This is a genomic window from Antribacter gilvus, assembly GCF_003946865.1.
Lineage (GTDB): Bacteria > Actinomycetota > Actinomycetes > Actinomycetales > Cellulomonadaceae > Antribacter > Antribacter gilvus.
In genome coordinates, this window is the sequence record NZ_QXTH01000004.1 from 302,605 (window position 1) to 319,279 (window position 16,675).

15 protein-coding genes are annotated in these 16,675 nt (G+C 69.6%); 11 read left to right on the forward strand and 4 right to left on the reverse strand.

Annotated features, from left to right (window positions below; genetic code table 11):
* The first annotated feature begins 307 nt into the window (after positions 1 to 307).
* The 3 genes from D1350_RS09075 (at position 308) to D1350_RS09085 (ending at position 6,256) form a co-directional block, all read left to right on the forward strand.
* On the forward strand, positions 308 to 1,351 hold the full coding sequence (locus D1350_RS09075) for a serine hydrolase domain-containing protein (protein WP_125775663.1): 1,044 nt from the start codon (positions 308 to 310) through the stop codon (positions 1,349 to 1,351).
* An 84-nt stretch (positions 1,352 to 1,435) separates the two neighbouring features.
* Positions 1,436 to 5,203, forward strand: coding sequence for a MobF family relaxase (mobF, locus tag D1350_RS09080; RefSeq protein WP_240643982.1), 3,768 nt, complete (start codon positions 1,436 to 1,438; stop codon positions 5,201 to 5,203).
* Positions 5,204 to 5,671: 468 nt separating this feature from the next.
* Entirely contained in the window at positions 5,672 to 6,256 is a 585-nt protein-coding gene (locus tag D1350_RS09085) for a GAF and ANTAR domain-containing protein (protein WP_125775664.1), read from the forward strand.
* A gap of 119 nt (positions 6,257 to 6,375) precedes the next feature.
* Here the strand turns inward: D1350_RS09085 and D1350_RS09090 are convergent, their stop codons facing one another.
* The 3 genes from D1350_RS09090 to D1350_RS09100 all read right to left on the reverse strand — a co-directional run bounded on the left by D1350_RS09090 (position 6,376) and on the right by D1350_RS09100 (position 8,399).
* Entirely contained in the window at positions 6,376 to 7,137 is a 762-nt protein-coding gene (locus tag D1350_RS09090) for a glycosyltransferase family 2 protein (protein ID WP_125775665.1), read from the reverse strand.
* Positions 7,127 to 7,702 (reverse strand): DUF2238 domain-containing protein, encoded by a 576-nt coding sequence (locus D1350_RS09095; protein ID WP_125775666.1) that lies wholly within the window; start codon positions 7,700 to 7,702, stop codon positions 7,127 to 7,129. Before D1350_RS09095 ends, D1350_RS09090 begins: the two co-directional genes overlap by 11 nt.
* A gap of 91 nt (positions 7,703 to 7,793) precedes the next feature.
* Entirely contained in the window at positions 7,794 to 8,399 is a 606-nt protein-coding gene (locus D1350_RS09100; protein ID WP_240643983.1) for a MarR family winged helix-turn-helix transcriptional regulator, read from the reverse strand.
* 83 nt (positions 8,400 to 8,482) lie between these two features.
* On the opposite strand from D1350_RS09100, the gene D1350_RS09105 reads away from it, so the two are divergent.
* On the forward strand, positions 8,483 to 10,690 hold the full coding sequence (locus D1350_RS09105; protein WP_125775667.1) for an MMPL family transporter: 2,208 nt from the start codon (positions 8,483 to 8,485) through the stop codon (positions 10,688 to 10,690).
* Between the two features lie 86 nt (positions 10,691 to 10,776).
* Here the strand turns inward: D1350_RS09105 and D1350_RS09110 are convergent, their stop codons facing one another.
* A complete protein-coding gene (locus tag D1350_RS09110) occupies positions 10,777 to 11,325 on the reverse strand; it encodes a MarR family winged helix-turn-helix transcriptional regulator (protein ID WP_240643984.1) in 549 nt (182 codons plus the stop codon).
* Positions 11,326 to 11,404: 79 nt separating this feature from the next.
* On the opposite strand from D1350_RS09110, the gene D1350_RS23650 reads away from it, so the two are divergent.
* The 7 genes from D1350_RS23650 to D1350_RS09140 are packed head-to-tail and all read left to right on the forward strand — an operon-like array spanning position 11,405 to position 16,665.
* The gene (locus tag D1350_RS23650) at positions 11,405 to 11,635 is read left to right on the forward strand and encodes an NUDIX hydrolase (RefSeq protein WP_164545093.1); all 231 of its coding nucleotides are present in this window, start codon (positions 11,405 to 11,407) and stop codon (positions 11,633 to 11,635) included.
* Complete coding sequence (locus D1350_RS09115; RefSeq protein ID WP_164545094.1) at positions 11,632 to 12,675, forward strand: polyprenyl synthetase family protein; 1,044 nt, start codon at positions 11,632 to 11,634, stop codon at positions 12,673 to 12,675. Before D1350_RS23650 ends, D1350_RS09115 begins: the two co-directional genes overlap by 4 nt.
* Positions 12,672 to 13,562 (forward strand): phytoene/squalene synthase family protein, encoded by an 891-nt coding sequence (locus D1350_RS09120; RefSeq protein ID WP_125775669.1) that lies wholly within the window; start codon positions 12,672 to 12,674, stop codon positions 13,560 to 13,562. Before D1350_RS09115 ends, D1350_RS09120 begins: the two co-directional genes overlap by 4 nt.
* Entirely contained in the window at positions 13,559 to 15,127 is a 1,569-nt protein-coding gene (gene crtI / locus D1350_RS09125; protein ID WP_125775670.1) for a phytoene desaturase family protein, read from the forward strand. The genes D1350_RS09120 and crtI overlap by 4 nt, the downstream gene beginning before the upstream one ends.
* The gene (locus tag D1350_RS09130; protein ID WP_125775671.1) at positions 15,124 to 15,498 is read left to right on the forward strand and encodes a lycopene cyclase domain-containing protein; all 375 of its coding nucleotides are present in this window, start codon (positions 15,124 to 15,126) and stop codon (positions 15,496 to 15,498) included. The genes crtI and D1350_RS09130 overlap by 4 nt, the downstream gene beginning before the upstream one ends.
* The gene (locus D1350_RS09135) at positions 15,495 to 15,815 is read left to right on the forward strand and encodes a lycopene cyclase domain-containing protein (protein ID WP_125775672.1); all 321 of its coding nucleotides are present in this window, start codon (positions 15,495 to 15,497) and stop codon (positions 15,813 to 15,815) included. Before D1350_RS09130 ends, D1350_RS09135 begins: the two co-directional genes overlap by 4 nt.
* Positions 15,805 to 16,665 carry a prenyltransferase gene (locus D1350_RS09140; protein WP_125775673.1) on the forward strand — a complete coding sequence of 287 codons (861 nt, stop codon included), beginning with the start codon at positions 15,805 to 15,807 and terminating at the stop codon, positions 16,663 to 16,665. The genes D1350_RS09135 and D1350_RS09140 overlap by 11 nt, the downstream gene beginning before the upstream one ends.
* Positions 16,666 to 16,675 lie beyond the last annotated feature (10 nt).

Sequence of the window (16,675 nt, forward strand, 5' to 3'; positions counted from 1 at the left end):
GGCGACACCGTGTCACACCAGAAGAGTCGCGTGCTACCCGACCACGTGCACCGACTGCACCGACTGCACCGACTTCACCGACCCGGACCAAGTCGCGACCAATCTGCGTCACCTCGCGGTGCCCGACCTGGCCGGCGACCTCCGAGCTGCCGCCCGCACCAATGCGGCTCGCTTCCCCTTGTCCGCTGCTGCCGCCTCGTTGAACCAGCTCGGCGACAGGCTCTCCTGACCACAGACAGATCCAGCCATGCCGTGCTGGCCGCCCCTACGCTGACCACGACGGCCTATCCAAGAAGCAGAGGTACCGATGCCCTCCACCACCGAACACCTCCACGGCCTGGTGACCGCCGGAGTCCACAACGGCGTCTATCCCGGTGCAGTGTGGGCAGTCGGCAACGCCGACGGCGTGATCGACCGCGGCGCCTCCGGTCTCCTGGACCCGACACGTTCCGACGAGCCCATGAAGCCGGACACCATCTTCGACGTCGCGAGCCTCACCAAACTCCTCGCCGTCTGGACCACCATCGGGACCCTCTGGCAGGGCAGGCACCTGGACCTCGACGAGCCCCTCGGCCAGTTCTGGCCCGACGTCGCCGGGCACGAACTCGGCCGAGTCACCGCCCACCAGCTCCTCACCCACACCGCCGGACTGCCGCTGCGTGCCCAGCTCAAGAACCTCTACGGCACCGATGCTGACGCGATCCGAGGGGGTGTCCTACACGAAGCACTGCACCGCCCACCGGGCCAGGCGGTGGAGTACACCGACCGTGCCGCACTCATCCTTGGCTACCTCGCCGAGTACCTCGGCGGCGAGCAACTGGACGATCTCTCCGCCGACCGTGTCTGGGGTCCACTCGGCATGCGGGAGACCCGCTACGGACCTCTGCCGACAAGGATCGCCGCGCGCTGCGCACCGACCGAGCTCGACGACGAGACCGACACCCACTTCAAGGGCATCGCTCACGACTTCTCGGCCCGCCTGCTCGGCGGTGTATGCGGCATCGCCGGAGCGTTCTCCACCGTCGACGACCTCGCTGTGCTGCTGCGGTACCTGCTGGTCCCCGACGCCGCCGCGACCCCGCCAGGCTTCGGTCCTGAATGGATCCGCGAGTCCCTCACCGTGCACACCGGCGATCTCGAACCGGCCCGGGGACTGTTCTGGCACCCGGCACCCGGCACCGACCCCGCCGACCAGACCTGGACCCACTACGGCTTCACCGGCACCGCGATCTGGCTCAACCCCAAGCAGAGCCGCTGGGCAGTCCTGCTCACCAACAGGCTCTACTACACCCGTGACCGCGAACCCCTTGCTCACATCCGGGACCGGTATCGCGACATCGTCTTCGGCTGATTCAAGCCTCGCCGATGGGCACAGCGGGTATCTGGTGCTGACTCCGCAACGGTGACCCCGGGAGGCCGGGCGCGGCGGTGATAGGTGGGGGTCTGCCCATCCCCTTCCTCAACTCGCCCCGAGCCACCCGACCATTCCCGTTCCAGCCCACCCCAGCTGGTTCCGCCTCGACCTGCCCATGCCTCCCATACCTTCCCGCAGCCCCATACCCGCCCATACGCCTCAAATCGCATCCAAACCGCCTCCACTAGCCGCCTCCCCACCACGCACCACACCTCTGGCACCAATGGCAGATCGAGCCGCTTGATAAGTTTTGCTGGACCCACGCCTGGCCGCGTTCTGACAATCCCGCCGGGCTTGGAACGCGCCGCACACCTGAGGGGTGTGACCGTATCGATCAGCGTGGTCGCGGCAGGAGACGGAGTCGGCTACCTGCTGCGCTCGGTCGTGCGCGGCGACTGCGACCTCGCCGATCCGTCGGCCGTGCTCCGCTACTACACCGAGGCCGGCACACCCCCGGGCCAGTGGCTCGGCAAGGGCATCGCCGAGTTCGGCGAAGGGAGCCTGAAGCCCGGTGACACGGTGACCGAGGAACACCTCAAACGCCTGGTCGGCGCCGGCCTGGATCCGATCACGGAGGAGCCGCTCGGGCTGACGTTCCCGGAGGCGGCCGGGTCGAGTGCCCGGAAGGTTGTGGCGGGGTTCGATCTGACGTTCTCGGCGTCGAAGTCGGTCTCGGTCCTGTGGGGCCTTGCCGACCGCCAGCACCAGGCCATGATCCTGGCCGCGCATCACGCCGCGATGGCGGAAGTGGTGGAGTTCTTCGAGCGCGAGATCGCCGCCACCCGAATCGGCCACGCAGGCACCGCGCAGGTCGACGTCGCCGGGGTAGCCGCTGTCGCGTACGACCACTGGGACTCGCGAGCGCACGACCCGCAGCTACACACCCACCTCGTCATCTCCAACAAGGTCCGCACACTGATCGACGGTCAGTGGCGCACTCTGGATTCTCGGGCGATGTACAAGGCGCAGGTGGCGCTCTCGGAGCACTACAACGCCGTCCTGATGGACCGCCTCACGGGCACGTTCGGGATCGGCTGGGACCAGCGCGATCGAGGCGAGCGGCGTACGAAGGCGTGGGAGATCACCGGCGTCCCGGAGAACCTCATCAAGGAGTTCTCCTCCCGGTCGCGGGACGTCGACGTCCGCACCGATCAACTGGTCGCCCGGTACGAGGCCCGCCACGGGCGGCGCCCGTCGCCCGCGACGATCAACAAGCTGCGGTCGCAGGCGACGTTGGAGACGCGGCCGGAGAAGCAGATCCGGTCCCTGGCCGACCTGGCCGCCGAATGGCACCACCGCGCCGAGCCTCACCTCGGTGGTACCACGGCGTGGGCGCACGACGTGATCACCTCCGGCCTGGGCCACGCCTTCCGCGCCGACGACGTCTCGGCAGATCTCGTCGACAAGTTGGGCACCCGGGTCGTCGATGTCGTCTCTCAGCAGCGCGCCACGTGGACGTACTGGAACCTGTGGGCTGAGGCCACCCGCCAGACCATGGGCGTCCGCCTCACGTCCCATGAGGATCGCGAACAGCTCGTATCCCGGGTCGTGGCCGCGGCCCAGGCAAGGTCCCTGCCGCTGACGCCGCCGGAGCTCGCGCCCACCCCGGAGATGCTGCTACGCGCTGACGGGTCGAGCGCGCTGAGGCCGCGGCATCACGTCCTGTATTCCAACACCCGGATCATGGCCGCCGAGACCCGGCTCCTGACCCGCGCCCAGGACACCACCGGCCCCGTGTGCAGTCGGAGTGGGCTGCGGGTGGCGGCCCGGGCCCGGTACCGGGGGCACTACCTCACCGCGGAGCAAGCTGCGGCGTTGGTGTCGATCGCGACCTCAGGGCGCGTGGTGGAGGTGCTGGTCGGCCCGGCCGGCACCGGGAAGACCACCGCGATGTCCGCCCTGCTGACCGCGTGGCACCACGAGCACGGCGAGAGGTCGGTGATCGGGCTGGCGCCGTCGGCCGCCGCCGCGAAAGTCTTGGCCGACGACCTGGGTATCCCGTGCGACACCACCGCCCGATGGCTCACCTCCCACCACCACGGATACGCCGAGCTCGCACGGGGGCAGCTGGTGATCGTGGACGAAGCGTCCCTCGCGAGCACCATGGACCTGGACCGCATCACCACCGCCGCCGAACACGCGGGCGCGAAGGTACTGCTGGTGGGCGATCCGGCGCAGCTGCAGTCCGTAGACGCCGGTGGGGCGTTCGGCATGCTGGTCGAAGCCCGCAACACGGCCGCCACCGAGAACACGACGCACGCGGGCGGGTGCGCGCCGACCCTGACCGGAGTGCACCGGTTCCGCAACGACTGGGAGAAGACCGCCTCCCTCGCTCTGCGCGACGGCGACCCGACTGTGATCGGCACGTACGACGAGCACGACCGCATCACAGAGGGCACCACCGCGGACATGATCGACACTGCCTACTCCGCCTGGCAGCGGTCCATCGAGGCAGGGGAGTCCAGCGTGCTTGTCGCCGAGGCGAGCACCGTGGTGCGTGACCTGAACCAGCGCGCTCGCGCCGACCGCATCCTCGCCGGGTTCACCGGCGCTGGACGCGACGTACCCCTGGCCGACGGAGACCGCGCCTCTGCCGGGGACCTGGTCATCACCCGTCGCAACGACCGCACCCTGACCACTGCGACCGACGACCTCGATGACGGGTTCGTCCGCAACGGCGACCGCTGGCAGATCACCTACATCCACCCGGACGGTGCGGTCGAAGCACATCGCGATGGCAACGGGCCTGACGCCAGCGTGCGCCTGCCCGCAGACTATGTCGCCGAATACCTCGACCTCGGATACGCGGTCACCGCCCACCGTGCCCAGGGCCTGACCGTGGACTCCTCCCACGTCCTGGTCACTCGCACCACGAACCGGGAGAACCTCTATGTCGCGATGACCCGAGGGCGCGACACCAACATGGCGTACGTCGCGCTGGACGAGCCCACCATCGAGCACAACCCGCGACCCGATGATGAGACCACCGCCCATGGCATCCTGTTCGGGGTGCTCCAGCACTCCGGTGCCGAACTCTCTGCCCAGCAGACCCGGGCCGCCGAGCACGACAAGTGGGCCGGCATCGCACAGCTCGCCGCGGAATATGACACCATCGCCAGCCTCGCCCAGCGCGACCGCTGGGCCGACTTGGCCCTGCGGACATTCGTCACCGACGGCAGTCTTAAGCCCGCCGAGGCGCGTACCGCGATCGAAAGCGATTCGTTCTGGTCCTTGTGTGCTGAGCTCCGCCGCACCGAAGCGGCCGGACACGACGCCCACGCCACACTCGCTCGCGTCGTTGGGCGACGCCACCTCCTGGACGCCGACGATCCCTGCGCCGTCGTGCTGGCCCGGCTCGCCCGCGACACTCCACGACGCGTCCGACCATCGCGTCGTCCCGCGCAGCTGATCGCCGGCCTGATTCCGCCTGCCCTCGGACCCATGTCCGACGACGCGCGCGAGGCACTCGAGGAACGAGCCCGACTCATCCGTGAACGCGCTACCGCGCTGGCCAGGTCCGCAATCCGGACCCGGGCAGCCTGGGTCGAGCGGATCGGTCGTGAGCCACTCGATGGGCCTGGCCGAGAAGCCTGGTCCAGGGCTGTCGGGGCGGTTGCGGCCTACCGGGACAGGTACGACGTCACCGGGCCAGTACCACTCGGATCGCCGGGCGGCGACCTCCGTCAAGGCCGGGACCGCGATGCCGCCCGAATAGCCCTGCAACGCGTGAATCGTCCAGAGGTTCGGGGCCGTTCACAGTCGGGAATTCGTCCCGTCCCAAGCCTGTAGATGCGTTGATGCAGTGTGACGACCCCTTGCGGCCCGTCGTTGCTCACTCGTCTACGTGGTGGTCGAGGTCGAGCGCGATGATGCGGATAGAAGGTTGGCTCCTCGATCAGGACTGCGGGGGTCGATGCAACCTTGACGGGCAGGCATCGTCGACTTGCTGTGCGCTGGCCCCCGGTCGGGCGTTACGGGCTCGACCTGGCGACGGGTGAGCGGGCGTGGTCCGACGAGGTGTATGTGACGGCCGGACAACCTCTGACACCTCCTGCGGCCCGGAAGCATCACCGAGCGGCGCGGCGGCTATTCTGTTCTCGCTTCGTCGACGGTGACGAAGCGGGCCATGCGACTGGTAGGTCGTGGTGTGAGAGAGAGGTCGGGGGCAAGGGGGTGACGCACGAGGTGAATGCGCCGCGACTTCTGGGTTTGCTAGCGCGGTCTCTACCCGAGGCTGATACTGACCGTAAGTGGGCGATGAGGCTGTGCGAGACATGCGTCGACGCCTTAGGTGCGCAAGGCGGTGCCCTGACGGTCGCGGCCGGGCCGGACGAGCGAGTCGCCGTCAGCACATCAGGAGCGTTCGAGGACCTCGAACCGCTTCAGGAGATCCTGGGCGAGGGCCCGGTGCACCAGGCGATGGCCGAGGACCAGCTGGTGGTCATGCGCATCGATGGAGTGGTGGACGAGTATCCCGTCTTCTCCCAGCTGGCTGGATCGGTCGGCGCTGAGGTGACGCTCTACGCGGTGCCGATGCGGGCGGGGGGCAGCGTCGTCGGGGTGCTCAGCCTTTACGTGACGGATGCGCATTCCCGCGGTGCGAAGGACCTGCAGATCCTCGCCGACATCACTGGGGCGTACCTCCTGGCGAACGCCGAGTTCTTTGATTGGTCAGAGCGAGCATTGCTCCATCGGGCAGCCGGAATGGTCATCGCCCAACTGGGGATACGCGCAGAGGATGCGTTCGCGGTGATCCGGGCGAATGCCTTCTTGCGATCGACGAGCCTACGATCCGTCGCAGAGGACGTGCTCGAACGACGTTTGACGTTCTCTCTCGATTAACAACAAGGAATCCGCCGTACGAACAGCGCGCCTCGGACAGTCGGCAAGCTCGCGACGCGTCGTCCAGTGCTATGGATGTGCACCGCGCGTGTCTCTGTGGTGATGACCTGAAGTCCCAGTCAGCTTTGCCGGGCATTTTCTGGACCCGACGTTCGGCGCCGCCACCGATCCCACGGGGGTGAGACCTCCCAGTTGAGCCGCAGGGTGCGCCACGCGCGGTCGAGCCGCCGACGTCGTTGGCGCCGCCCGCGCAAGCTGCGCGCGGACACGCCTACCCGCCACGAACGGTCGAGTCGGATGCGTCGGCGAGGACCGAGCCGGAACGCCAGGTCGAGGTCGTCGTGCACCTCGGCGTCGTCCCGCACGACGTCTCGGCGTACGGCCCGCCAGGCGCTGGAGCGCATCGCCATGCACGAGCCCCACAGGGCGATGTGCCCGAGTGCAAGGTGTCCGAGGACGTAGTACGCCCCCAGGTAGGCCACGGCCACAGCGGACCGCAGACCCCGCGGCGCATCGTAGAAGCTGCCGGTACCTGTGAGCGCATCGAGCCCCGGGTCGGCGACCATACGCTCCACGACCGTCTGCACCCACAGCGGGCCGGGCCGGGAGTCGGCGTCGAGCCGCGCGATGACGGCACCCTTCGCGGCGTCGTACCCGGTCGCTGCGGCGGCGGGGATCCCGACGCTGGGTTCGGCGACGACCACGGCACCCCAGCGGTGTGCCACCGCAGCGGATGCGTCGGTCGAGGCGTTGTCGACCACGACGACCTCGAGCGGGGCCACGGTCTGGCGGGCCAGCAGGGACAGACACCTGTCCAGCGCCGGCGCGTCGTCGCGCACCGGGACGACTACCGAAACGGTCGGCGCGAGGTCAGCTGTCACGCCCGCGCCTCCATGCCTGGTCTTTGGTTGCGAGGGCGACTCCGGCCAGCATCGAACCGAACAGGCCGAAGGCAAGATCAGCGATGGTGTCCGGGTATCCGACGTCGATGCCTTCGTGGAGGTAGATGTGCCCGGCCCACTCCCCCAGCTCCCACACGATCGCGCTCAGTGCGCCGACTGCGGTGGTCGTCAGGACCAGTCCGGCCTTCGCTCGCCCGGGGAGCGCACCGGCCTCCAGCATTCGCGCGCGGAGCATGATGATGACACCGACGGCTGCGATGAGGCCCGTACACACCGCGTGCATGAGGAGATCGAGCCATGGCACGGCCTCGTACCACCCGAGCTGGGAGGCCCACGCCGCCAGCAAGAGGCTGAAGCCGAAGCAGAGGTCGAGGACCGTCGGCAGACGCAGGAGCCGCGGGACGAGGACCCCGCCCAGCACCAGGAAGAACAACGCGCCCGCAACCCCTCCGAGAGCCACGATGCCGACCACGAGACTGCCCACCGCAGCGGCACGCACCACGTCGCCCGGTACGACGCCGTGTGCGACGGCAACACGAGGCATAGCCCCTCCGGTAGAGATCGGACGACGGCTCTTCAGTGTCACCCCGTGCACGACCGCCCGCACGATCGCCTGCATCGCAGCGTTCGCTAAGTCACCTAACGTGGCCGGCACTGTGGAGCGACGGTGCGCGTATCACAGCTTTACGCTGCTGCTCGTCCATGCCAGGGTCTGCGAGGTCGTGGAGAAAGCGAGTGACGATCTCCCGCTCTTGCGCGGTCAGGCGGGCGGCCGCGGCGAACCGGCGTGCGTGGCTTCGGCCGACCGTCTCGCGTGCCGCACGCCGCGTGTCCTCGGTGACTTCGATCGCGAGGCTGCGCCGGTCTGAGGGGTGCGGAGACCGCAGCACGTGTCCGCCCGCCGCCAGCCGGTCGATCAGCTTCGTGGTCGACGCCGTCGTGATGCTGAGGTGCTGGGCAATCGCGCCCGGTGTTACGACGCGCCCGTGGTTCTGCATCGCGATGATGTAGCGCAGCGCCCGCATGTCGGTCTCGCCGAGCTTCATGTAACGCCGGGAGGCCTCGCTCATGCGGCGTTCGGTCTCACGCCAGAGACGCAATGCCTCCAGGACGCGTACTACCTGGTCCACGTCCCCGTCGTCCATGCCCGAGCGGAGCACGATCTCCTGGTCGGGATCCATGACTCGGGGGTCCATCATCGACGGCTCGAACTCGTCGCGCGCTGGAGGTTCTGGATCCACCCGCGGATTTTACCGCCTGGAAGTTGCGTCTTATGCTTGAATATAGCCAGGCTAAATAAATTCGACCCGGAGCACTCCAGTACATGAACTCGCGCCCGCACCGCACCGACCCGAGCCCTTCCCCGTCGGGCGGTGAGGTGTCTGATGGAGCGGTCTCACGGGTACCCCGCTGGCTACGCGTGTTGCTGCCCGCCGCTCTGATCCTGGTCTGGGTGGCGGCAGCCGGGCTCGGTGGGCCGCTGTTCGGGCGGATCGACGAGGTCTCTTCCAACGACCGCACGGCGTACCTGCCCACCACGGCCGAGGCCACCGAGGTGCAGGAACGGCTCGACGGCTTCACCGAGGGCGACGCGATCCCCGCGGTCGTGGTCTTCGTCTCGCAGGATGCTCTGACCGACGAGGACCTGGACGTCATCGGTGACCGGCTGGCAGAGGCGGGCGGGCTCGGCACGGTGGACGGCGATGTCTCCCCGGTGATCCCGTCTGATGACGGCGTGGCAGCGCAGGCGTTCGTCCCGCTGTCCGGCTCGGCGGACCTCGGCGAGGCGACCACCGCACTGCGTGACGCCCTGGCGACCGACCTGCCGGACGGCGTCGACGTGTACATCACGGGTCCCGCAGGGTTGTCCAGCGACCTCGGGACCGCCTTCGCGGGGATCGACGGCCTCCTGCTGGGAGTCGCCCTCGCCGCCGTACTGATCATCCTCGTGATCGTCTACCGTTCGCTGCTGCTCCCGCTGGCCGTGCTCGCCACCAGCTTGTTCGCCCTGTGCGCGGCCCTGCTGGTCGTCTGGAACCTGGCGAACCAGGGGGTGCTGCTGCTCAGCGGACAGACTCAGGGGATCTTGTTCATCCTCGTCATCGGGGCGGCGACCGACTACGCACTGCTGTACGTGGCTCGCTACCGCGAGGAGCTGGTGCACACGCCCGCCCGGTGGACCGCCACCAGACGCGCACTACGCGGCTCGTTCGAACCAATCCTTGCCTCGGGCGGCACCGTCATCGTGGGGCTGCTCTGCCTGCTGCTCAGCGAGCTGCGCTCCAACAGCACCCTTGGACCGGTCGCGGCGATCGGCATCGCGTTCGCGATGCTGGCGGCGCTCACCCTGCTCCCGGCGCTGCTGCTGGCCATGGGCCGCGCCGCGTTCTGGCCGCGGCGCCCGGTGTACGACCCTGCCTCCGCCCAGGCGGGTGGCGAGGCCGGCGGCCTCTGGGGCAGGGTCGCTGGCCTGGTGCGCGCCCGTCCGCGTATCACGTGGGTCACCACCGCGCTCGTGCTCGCCGTCGGCTGCCTGGGCGTCACCCAGCTCCAGGCCTCCGGCGTACCGCAGTCGGAACTCGTCCTCGGCGCCTCCGAGGCGCGCACCGGACAGGACCGGCTGGCCGAGCACTTCCCAGCTGGCTCCGGCAGCCCCGCCTATGTCCTCACGCCCCAGGAGGACCTGCAGGACGCCGCCGACGTCCTGCTGGACGAGGACGGCATCGCGTCCGTCGCGGTCACCGCGGATACCCCGAGCAGCACGGCCCCGGTCACCGCCGACGGCATCGAGGCCCTCGGCCCGCCCGGCACCCCGGTACCCGAGCCCGTCGTGTCCGACGGGGACGTGCTCCTCCAGGCCACCCTGTCCGACGCCGCCGACTCCGCCGCCGCGGAAGAGACCATCCGCGACCTGCGCGCCAGCTACGCCGACGTCGTTCCTGAGGCCCTCGTCGGGGGCGTGTCCGCCACGGACCTCGACACGAACGACGCATCGATCCGCGACCGCACCGTCATCGTGCCGACCGTGCTGGTCGTCATCCTGTTGATCCTCATGCTCCTGCTGCGGGCCGTCCTCGCGCCCGTGCTCCTGATCCTGACCACGGTGCTCTCCTTCGGCACGGCGATGGGAGTGGCCGCCCTGGTGTTCAACGACCTGCTCGGCTTCCCGGGCGCCGATCCTGCCGTACCGCTGTTCGGGTTCGTGTTCCTTGTCGCGCTCGGCATCGACTACAACATCTTCCTCATGACACGGGTGCGGGAGGAGTCGATAACGCATGGCACCCGGGAGGGCGTGCTTCGTGGCCTGAGGCTGACCGGCGGCATCATCACGTCGGCGGGCCTGGTGCTCGCCGCCACCTTCACCGCGCTGGCGGTCATCCCGGTGCTGTTCCTCGTCCAGCTCGCCTTCATCGTCGCGTTCGGCGTGCTGCTCGACACGTTCGTCGTCCGTTCGCTGCTCGTTCCTGCCCTCTCCTACGACGTCGGCCGGGCCATCTGGTGGCCCTCCAAGCTCGCCCGCGGGCGCCGCTAGGGCTGCCAGCGGTTCCGCCCAGGCGCAGCAGGGCGATCAGGCCGCCCGCGGGCCCGGCAGGCGTGCCGGGCCCGCGCGACGACGTGCTACAGGTGCTCGCCCGTGGCCGCCAGGTCATCGAGAAAACGAGTGACGATCTCTCTCTCCTGCGAGGTCAGCCGGGCCGCGGCGTCGAACCGGTGGGCGTGGCTCCGCCCGACGGTCTCACGGGCGACGCGCGCGGTCTCCTCCGTCACCTCGATGGTGACGCTCCGGCGGTCGGAGGGGTGCGGAAGCCTGCGGATGTGGTCGCTCTCGGCGAGCCGGTCCAGCAGCTTGGTCGTCGAGGCGGACGAGATGCCGAGATGGGTGGCGATGGCACCGGGCGTCGCCAGGCGAGCCTGATTGCTCAGTGTGATGATGAAACGCAGAGCGCGCATATCGGTCTCGCCCAGCTTCATGTAGCGCCGCGACGCCTCGCTCACACGATGCTCGGCCTCGCGCCAGCGCCGCAGACCCTCCAGCAGGCGCACCACCTGGTCGACGTCACGATCCGTGAGAGCGGTCCGACTGACCAGCTCCTGGTCGGGATCCAGCACGCGCGGGTCCAGCATCGACGGCTCCACAGAGCCGCCCGACACCTGTTCCTGGACCACGTTCAGATCCTATCCTTGCGAGTAATGCTTCCCGTGCTTAAATATAGCCTGGCTAGCAAGAATCTACCCGAGGGGACCGATGTCAACGGAGAGAGTGGTCCTGCTGGACGAGGACGGCACACCCATCGCAACGGAGCTCAGCGGCCATCCGGAGCCGGACGAGGTGATGGAGGCCCGGTCGTCCGAACCAGGCGCGCTCGGCTTGGCTCTGGGCGCTGCTCCTTGGGCGTACTCGCCCTGGTTCGTACGCCAGGCCACCGAGCTGTCCTACTACACCGTCTCCGCCCCGAACGAGCGGGCCCACCGATGACCGCGGTCCTGACCCGAGACGGCGTCGACGTCGTCCTGGACGAGCTGTTCGCAGACCGCATCCGGCGAGCCGCACCACTGGGCGAGCACTACGCGCGGCTGTGGAGGCGGCTGGAGCTGGCGAGCAGCGGGGGCAAGCGGCTGCGACCGCGCCTCCTGCTGGACACTCACCGGGCGTTCGGCGCCCCGTCCCCCGAGGACGCCACCACTGCGGCGGCGGCATTCGAGCTGCTCCACACGGCACTGCTGCTGCACGACGACGTCATCGACCGCGACCTCAGCAGACGCGGACGGCCCACCGTGTCCGCCGAGTTCGCGGCCGACGCGAGCCGGTCAGGCCTGTCGTCCCACACCGCATCGGCCTGGGGCGACGCCTCGGCCATCCTGGGCGGCGACCTGCTGCTCAGTGCCGCACACGCCCTCGTCGCGCAGGTGCGGCCTGCCGTTCGCGCCCAGCTCGCCGACATCATCGACGAGAGCCTGTTCCGCGCCGCAGCCGGCGAGCACGACGACATCGCGTTCGGGCTGGGTACGGCACAGGCCACACCCGAGCGCGTCGTGCGGATGATGGAGAACAAGACGGCCGGCTACTCGTTCGCCGCACCGCTGCGCGCCGGGGCGGCGCTCGCCGGGACCGGGGAGCAGGCGTCCACCGAGCTGGAGCAGGTCGGTGTCGCCCTGGGTGTGCTCTACCAGCTGCGTGACGACCTGCTCGGCGTCTTCGGCGACACGAACCGCACGGGAAAGAGCACGACGGGCGACCTGCGCCAGGGCAAACGGACACTGCTGGTCGCGTTCGCCGAGGGCCGGCCCGCATGGAGCGCGGTGCGTCACTTGTGGGGCGACTCGCAGCTCGACGAGAGCGGCGCCGAACGCCTCCGGACCGCGCTGGTCACCACCGGTGCACGCGACGCGACCGTCGACCTCATCGACCGCATGCGGCGGGCAACGATCACCACCATCGGCGAGACGACCCTGCCCTCCGGCCTGCGACAGCAGCTGGTCGCGCTCACAAACACTCTCGCGGAGCGTGAGTCATGAACCCGTCGTCCTCCCTCGCGCTGTACTCCGAGACCGCGCACAACGCGGCGGCCCGCGTCCTGGGCGCGTACTCCAGCTCGTTCAGCCTGGCCACCCGCCTGCTGCCACCCACGATGCGAGCGATGATCGAGGACATCTACGCGCTGGTGCGGGTGGCTGACGAGGTCGTCGACGGCCCCGCACACGAGGCAGGGCTCGCACCGGCCCAATGTCGCAGCACCCTCGACGCCCTGGAACAAGAGACGCTCGCGACCTTGCACAGCGGGTTCAGCGCGAACATCGTCGTGCATGCCTTTGCCGCCACCGCCAGGACCGTCGGTATCGACGAGAAGCTCGTGCGCCCGTTCTTCGCTTCCATGCGGCGCGATCTCGACCCGGTCGTCTCGCTCAGTGACGAGGAGTACCGCACCTATGTCCACGGGTCCGCCGAGGTCGTTGGCCTGATGTGCCTGCGCGCGTTCCTGCACGAGCACCCGGTCTCCCCCGCTGTACGTGAACGGCTCGAGGAGGGTGCCCGCCGGCTGGGCGCCGCGTTCCAGAAGATCAACTTCCTGCGCGACCTGGGCGACGACCAGGACCGCCTGGGCCGGTCCTACTTCCCCGACATGGCCCCGGACGGGTTCGACGACGAGCACAAGGCAGTGATCGTCAAGGACATCGACGCCGACCTGGCAGCAGCACGCGCCGCCGTCCCCCTGCTTCCCCCGGGCCCACGCCGCGCCACCGCGCTGGCCGCCGGACTGTTCACCGAGCTCAACGAGAGACTGCGGCACACGACCACCGCCCATCTGCGCAACCAGCGAGTGTCCGTGCCCACCGCCGTCAAGCTCCGCATCGTCGCCACGACACTGGCCGGAGCGCGCGAAGGAAGGCGATGGGACGCATGAACGACCTCACGGACGATGCGGTGCGCGGTCGACGCGTGGTCGTGGTGGGCGGTGGTATCTCGGGCCTGGCGACCGCCGCCCTGCTCGCGCGGGACGGTGCGGCGGTCACTCTGCTGGAGGCGCGCTCGGAGCTCGGCGGCCGCGCGGGGCAGTGGCAGCACGGCGGCTTCCGGTTCGACACCGGCCCGTCCTGGTACCTCATGCCGGAGGTCTTCGAGCACTTCTTCCGGCTGCTGGGCACGAGCGCGGCCAAGGAGCTGGACCTCGTGCGCCTCGATCCGTCCTACCGGGTCTTCTTCGAGGGCGGCCCCGAGCCCTTCGACCTGCCGGCCGACGGCGCGCGCGAGGCCCTCGCGGCGCTCGATCCGCCGTCCGCGGGGAGGCTGGGGGCCTACCTGGACTCGGCGGCGCAGACGTACCGCATCGCCACCGAGCGGTTCCTCTACGCGACGTTCGCGTCTCCGCGGCCCTTCCTCGACCGTGACCTGGTGGGCCGGCTGCCGCGTCTGGCACGCCTGCTCGGTGAGCCGCTGGACCGCTTCATCGCCCGGCACACGACGGATGACCGGGTGCGCCGCATCCTCGGCTACCCGGCGGTGTTCCTGGGCACCTCACCGAGTGCGGCGCCCAGCATGTACCACCTGATGAGCCACCTCGACGTCACGCAGGGAGTGCTGTACCCCCGCGGCGGGTTCGGTTCCGTGATCGACGCCGTCGCGCGCTCCGCCGAGGGGCAGGGCGCGAAGCTGCACACCGGACAGCGGGTGAACCGGATCACGGTGGCAGACGGCGCCGTGACCGGCGTCGAGGTGAGCGACCTCACCGGTCACTCGCGGCACCTGCCCGCAGACATCGTGGTCTCGACGGCGGACCTGCGCGTCACCGAGCACGACCTGCTCGAACCCGAGCACCGCAGCCACAGCGACCGCTGGTGGAAGCGCCGCGACCCGGGACCCGGTGCGGTGCTGGCACTGCTGGGGGTGCGCGGCGAGCTCCCGCAACTGGCCCACCACTCGCTGCTGTTCGCCCGCGACTGGCAGGAAGGGTTCGACGCGATCTTCGGCGACCGGCGCACAGTGCCCCGTCCCGCGTCGCTCTACGTCTGCCGGCCGAGTGCTACCGACGACGTCGCACCGCCCGGCCACGAGAACCTCTTCGTCCTGATCCCCGTACCGGCCGACACCGGCATAGGAGCGGGCGGCGTCGACGGTTCCGGGGATGCCCAGGTCGAACGCATCGTCGACGACGCCATCGCACAGATCGCCGACTGGACCGGGACGCTCGACCTCGCGGACCGTGTGATGGTCCGGCGCACGATCGGCCCGGCCGATTTCGAGCGGGACTTCGGCGCCTGGCGTGGCGGAGCCCTCGGCCCTGGGCACACGCTGCGGCAGAGCGCGATGTTCCGTGGACGGAACGCGTCGTCGCGGGTGGACGGTCTCCTGTACGCGGGCGCCACGACCATCCCGGGGATCGGGCTGCCGATGTGCCTCATCAGCGCGGAGCTGGTCGTCAAGCGCCTGCGGGGCGACACCAGTGGCGGCCCGCTGCCGGAGGGCCGATGAGCTTCGCCTACCTCGTCGTGCTGCTCTTCTCGGCGGCCGGGGTGCTGCTGCTGGACCGCAGGTACCGGCTCTTCTGCTGGCAGGACCCCGCCCGGGCGGCGGCAGTTCTCGCCCTGGGCACCGTGTTCTTCCTGCTCTGGGACCTGGCGGGCATCGGGCTCGGGGTGTTCTTCCACGGCTCCGGGCGGTACATGACCGGGCTCATGCTCGCCCCCGAGCTACCCGTCGAAGAGCTCGTGTTCCTGCTGTTCCTCTGCGAGCTGACCATGGTGCTGGTGCTCGGCGCCCAGCGTGTCCTTGACCGCTCGAGCCGGCGCGGCGACCGCCGACGGGACGAGCGCGCTCCCGAACGAGAGGACGGGCCCCGATGACCTACCTGATGCTGGCGCTCGGCTTCCTCGCGGCGGCCACGGTGGTCGCCGTCGTGGCGCGGGTAGCCGCCACGCGCCGCACCGGGGCACGACCCGCCGGCTGGCGCGCCGTCGTGCTCGCCACCGTGGCCCTGCTCCTGCTCACCGCGGTGTTCGACACCATCATGATCGCGAGCGGGCTGTTCGCCTACTCCGACGCCCACATCTCAGGGCTCCGGATCGGCCTGGCACCCGTCGAGGACTTCGCCTACCCGCTCGCGGCCGTCATCCTGCTGCCCGCGCTCTGGACCTACCTGGGGAGCCGTCGTGATCGCTGACCTCGTGCGCGCATCGCGGCCCCTGAGCTGGATCAACACCGCTTATCCGTTCGCCGTGGCGTACCTCCTGACCGTGCGCGAGATCGACGCAACGCTGATCATCGGCACGCTGTTCTTCTTGGTGCCGTACAACCTCGCGCTCTACGGCATCAACGACGTGTTCGACTACGCGTCCGATCTGGCCAACCCCCGCAAGGGCGGCGTCGAGGGCGCCCTCCTGGCACCACGACGGCACCGCACCGTCCTGATCGCGTCGGTGGCGACCTGCCTACCGTTCGTCGCCGTCCTGCTCGTGCTCGGCCCGCCGCTGTCCTGGGTAGCGCTCGCCGTCAGCCTCTTCGCGCTTATCGCCTACTCCGCGCCGCCGTTCCGCTTCAAGGAGGTGCCGGTGCTCGATTCGCTGACGTCGAGCGTGCACTTCGTCAGCCCGGCGGTCTACGGCCTGACCCTGGCCCAGGCCGCCCCCACCCCGGAGATCGTCGCGGTGCTGGGCGCCTTCCTGCTGTGGGGCATGGCGAGTCACGCCTTCGGTGCGGTCCAGGACGTGGTCCCCGACCGCGCGGGCGGCATCTCCTCGATCGCGACGGTGTTCGGTGCGGCCCGCACCGTCCGCTGCGCCCTGGGTGCCTGGGTCGCCGCCGGGCTGCTGGTCGTCACCACCGGGTGGCCGGGCGCGCTCGCCGGCCTGCTCGTGCTGCCCTACCTCGCCCTGGCACTTCCCTACGCTCGCCTGCGCGACGAGGACTCGGCACGCGCGAACGGCGGCTGGCGGCACTTCTTGTGGGTCAACTACGCGGTGGGCGCCGCCGTGACGATCCTGCTCATCACGATCGCCACCTTCGACATCTGAACAGGAAGAG

Coding starts and splice junctions, on each gene's coding strand:
- D1350_RS09130 (WP_125775671.1), top strand. CDS start 15,124: ATGAGCTTCGCCTACCTCGTCGTGCTGCTCTTCTCGGCGGCCGGGGTG.
- D1350_RS09075 (WP_125775663.1), top strand. CDS start 308: ATGCCCTCCACCACCGAACACCTCCACGGCCTGGTGACCGCCGGAGTC.
- D1350_RS09135 (WP_125775672.1), top strand. CDS start 15,495: ATGACCTACCTGATGCTGGCGCTCGGCTTCCTCGCGGCGGCCACGGTG.
- D1350_RS09085 (WP_125775664.1), top strand. CDS start 5,672: ATGAGGCTGTGCGAGACATGCGTCGACGCCTTAGGTGCGCAAGGCGGT.
- D1350_RS09105 (WP_125775667.1), top strand. CDS start 8,483: ATGAACTCGCGCCCGCACCGCACCGACCCGAGCCCTTCCCCGTCGGGC.
- D1350_RS09115 (WP_164545094.1), top strand. CDS start 11,632: ATGACCGCGGTCCTGACCCGAGACGGCGTCGACGTCGTCCTGGACGAG.
- D1350_RS09120 (WP_125775669.1), top strand. CDS start 12,672: ATGAACCCGTCGTCCTCCCTCGCGCTGTACTCCGAGACCGCGCACAAC.
- crtI (WP_125775670.1), top strand. CDS start 13,559: ATGAACGACCTCACGGACGATGCGGTGCGCGGTCGACGCGTGGTCGTG.
- D1350_RS09095 (WP_125775666.1), bottom strand. CDS start 7,702: ATGCCTCGTGTTGCCGTCGCACACGGCGTCGTACCGGGCGACGTGGTG.
- D1350_RS23650 (WP_164545093.1), top strand. CDS start 11,405: ATGTCAACGGAGAGAGTGGTCCTGCTGGACGAGGACGGCACACCCATC.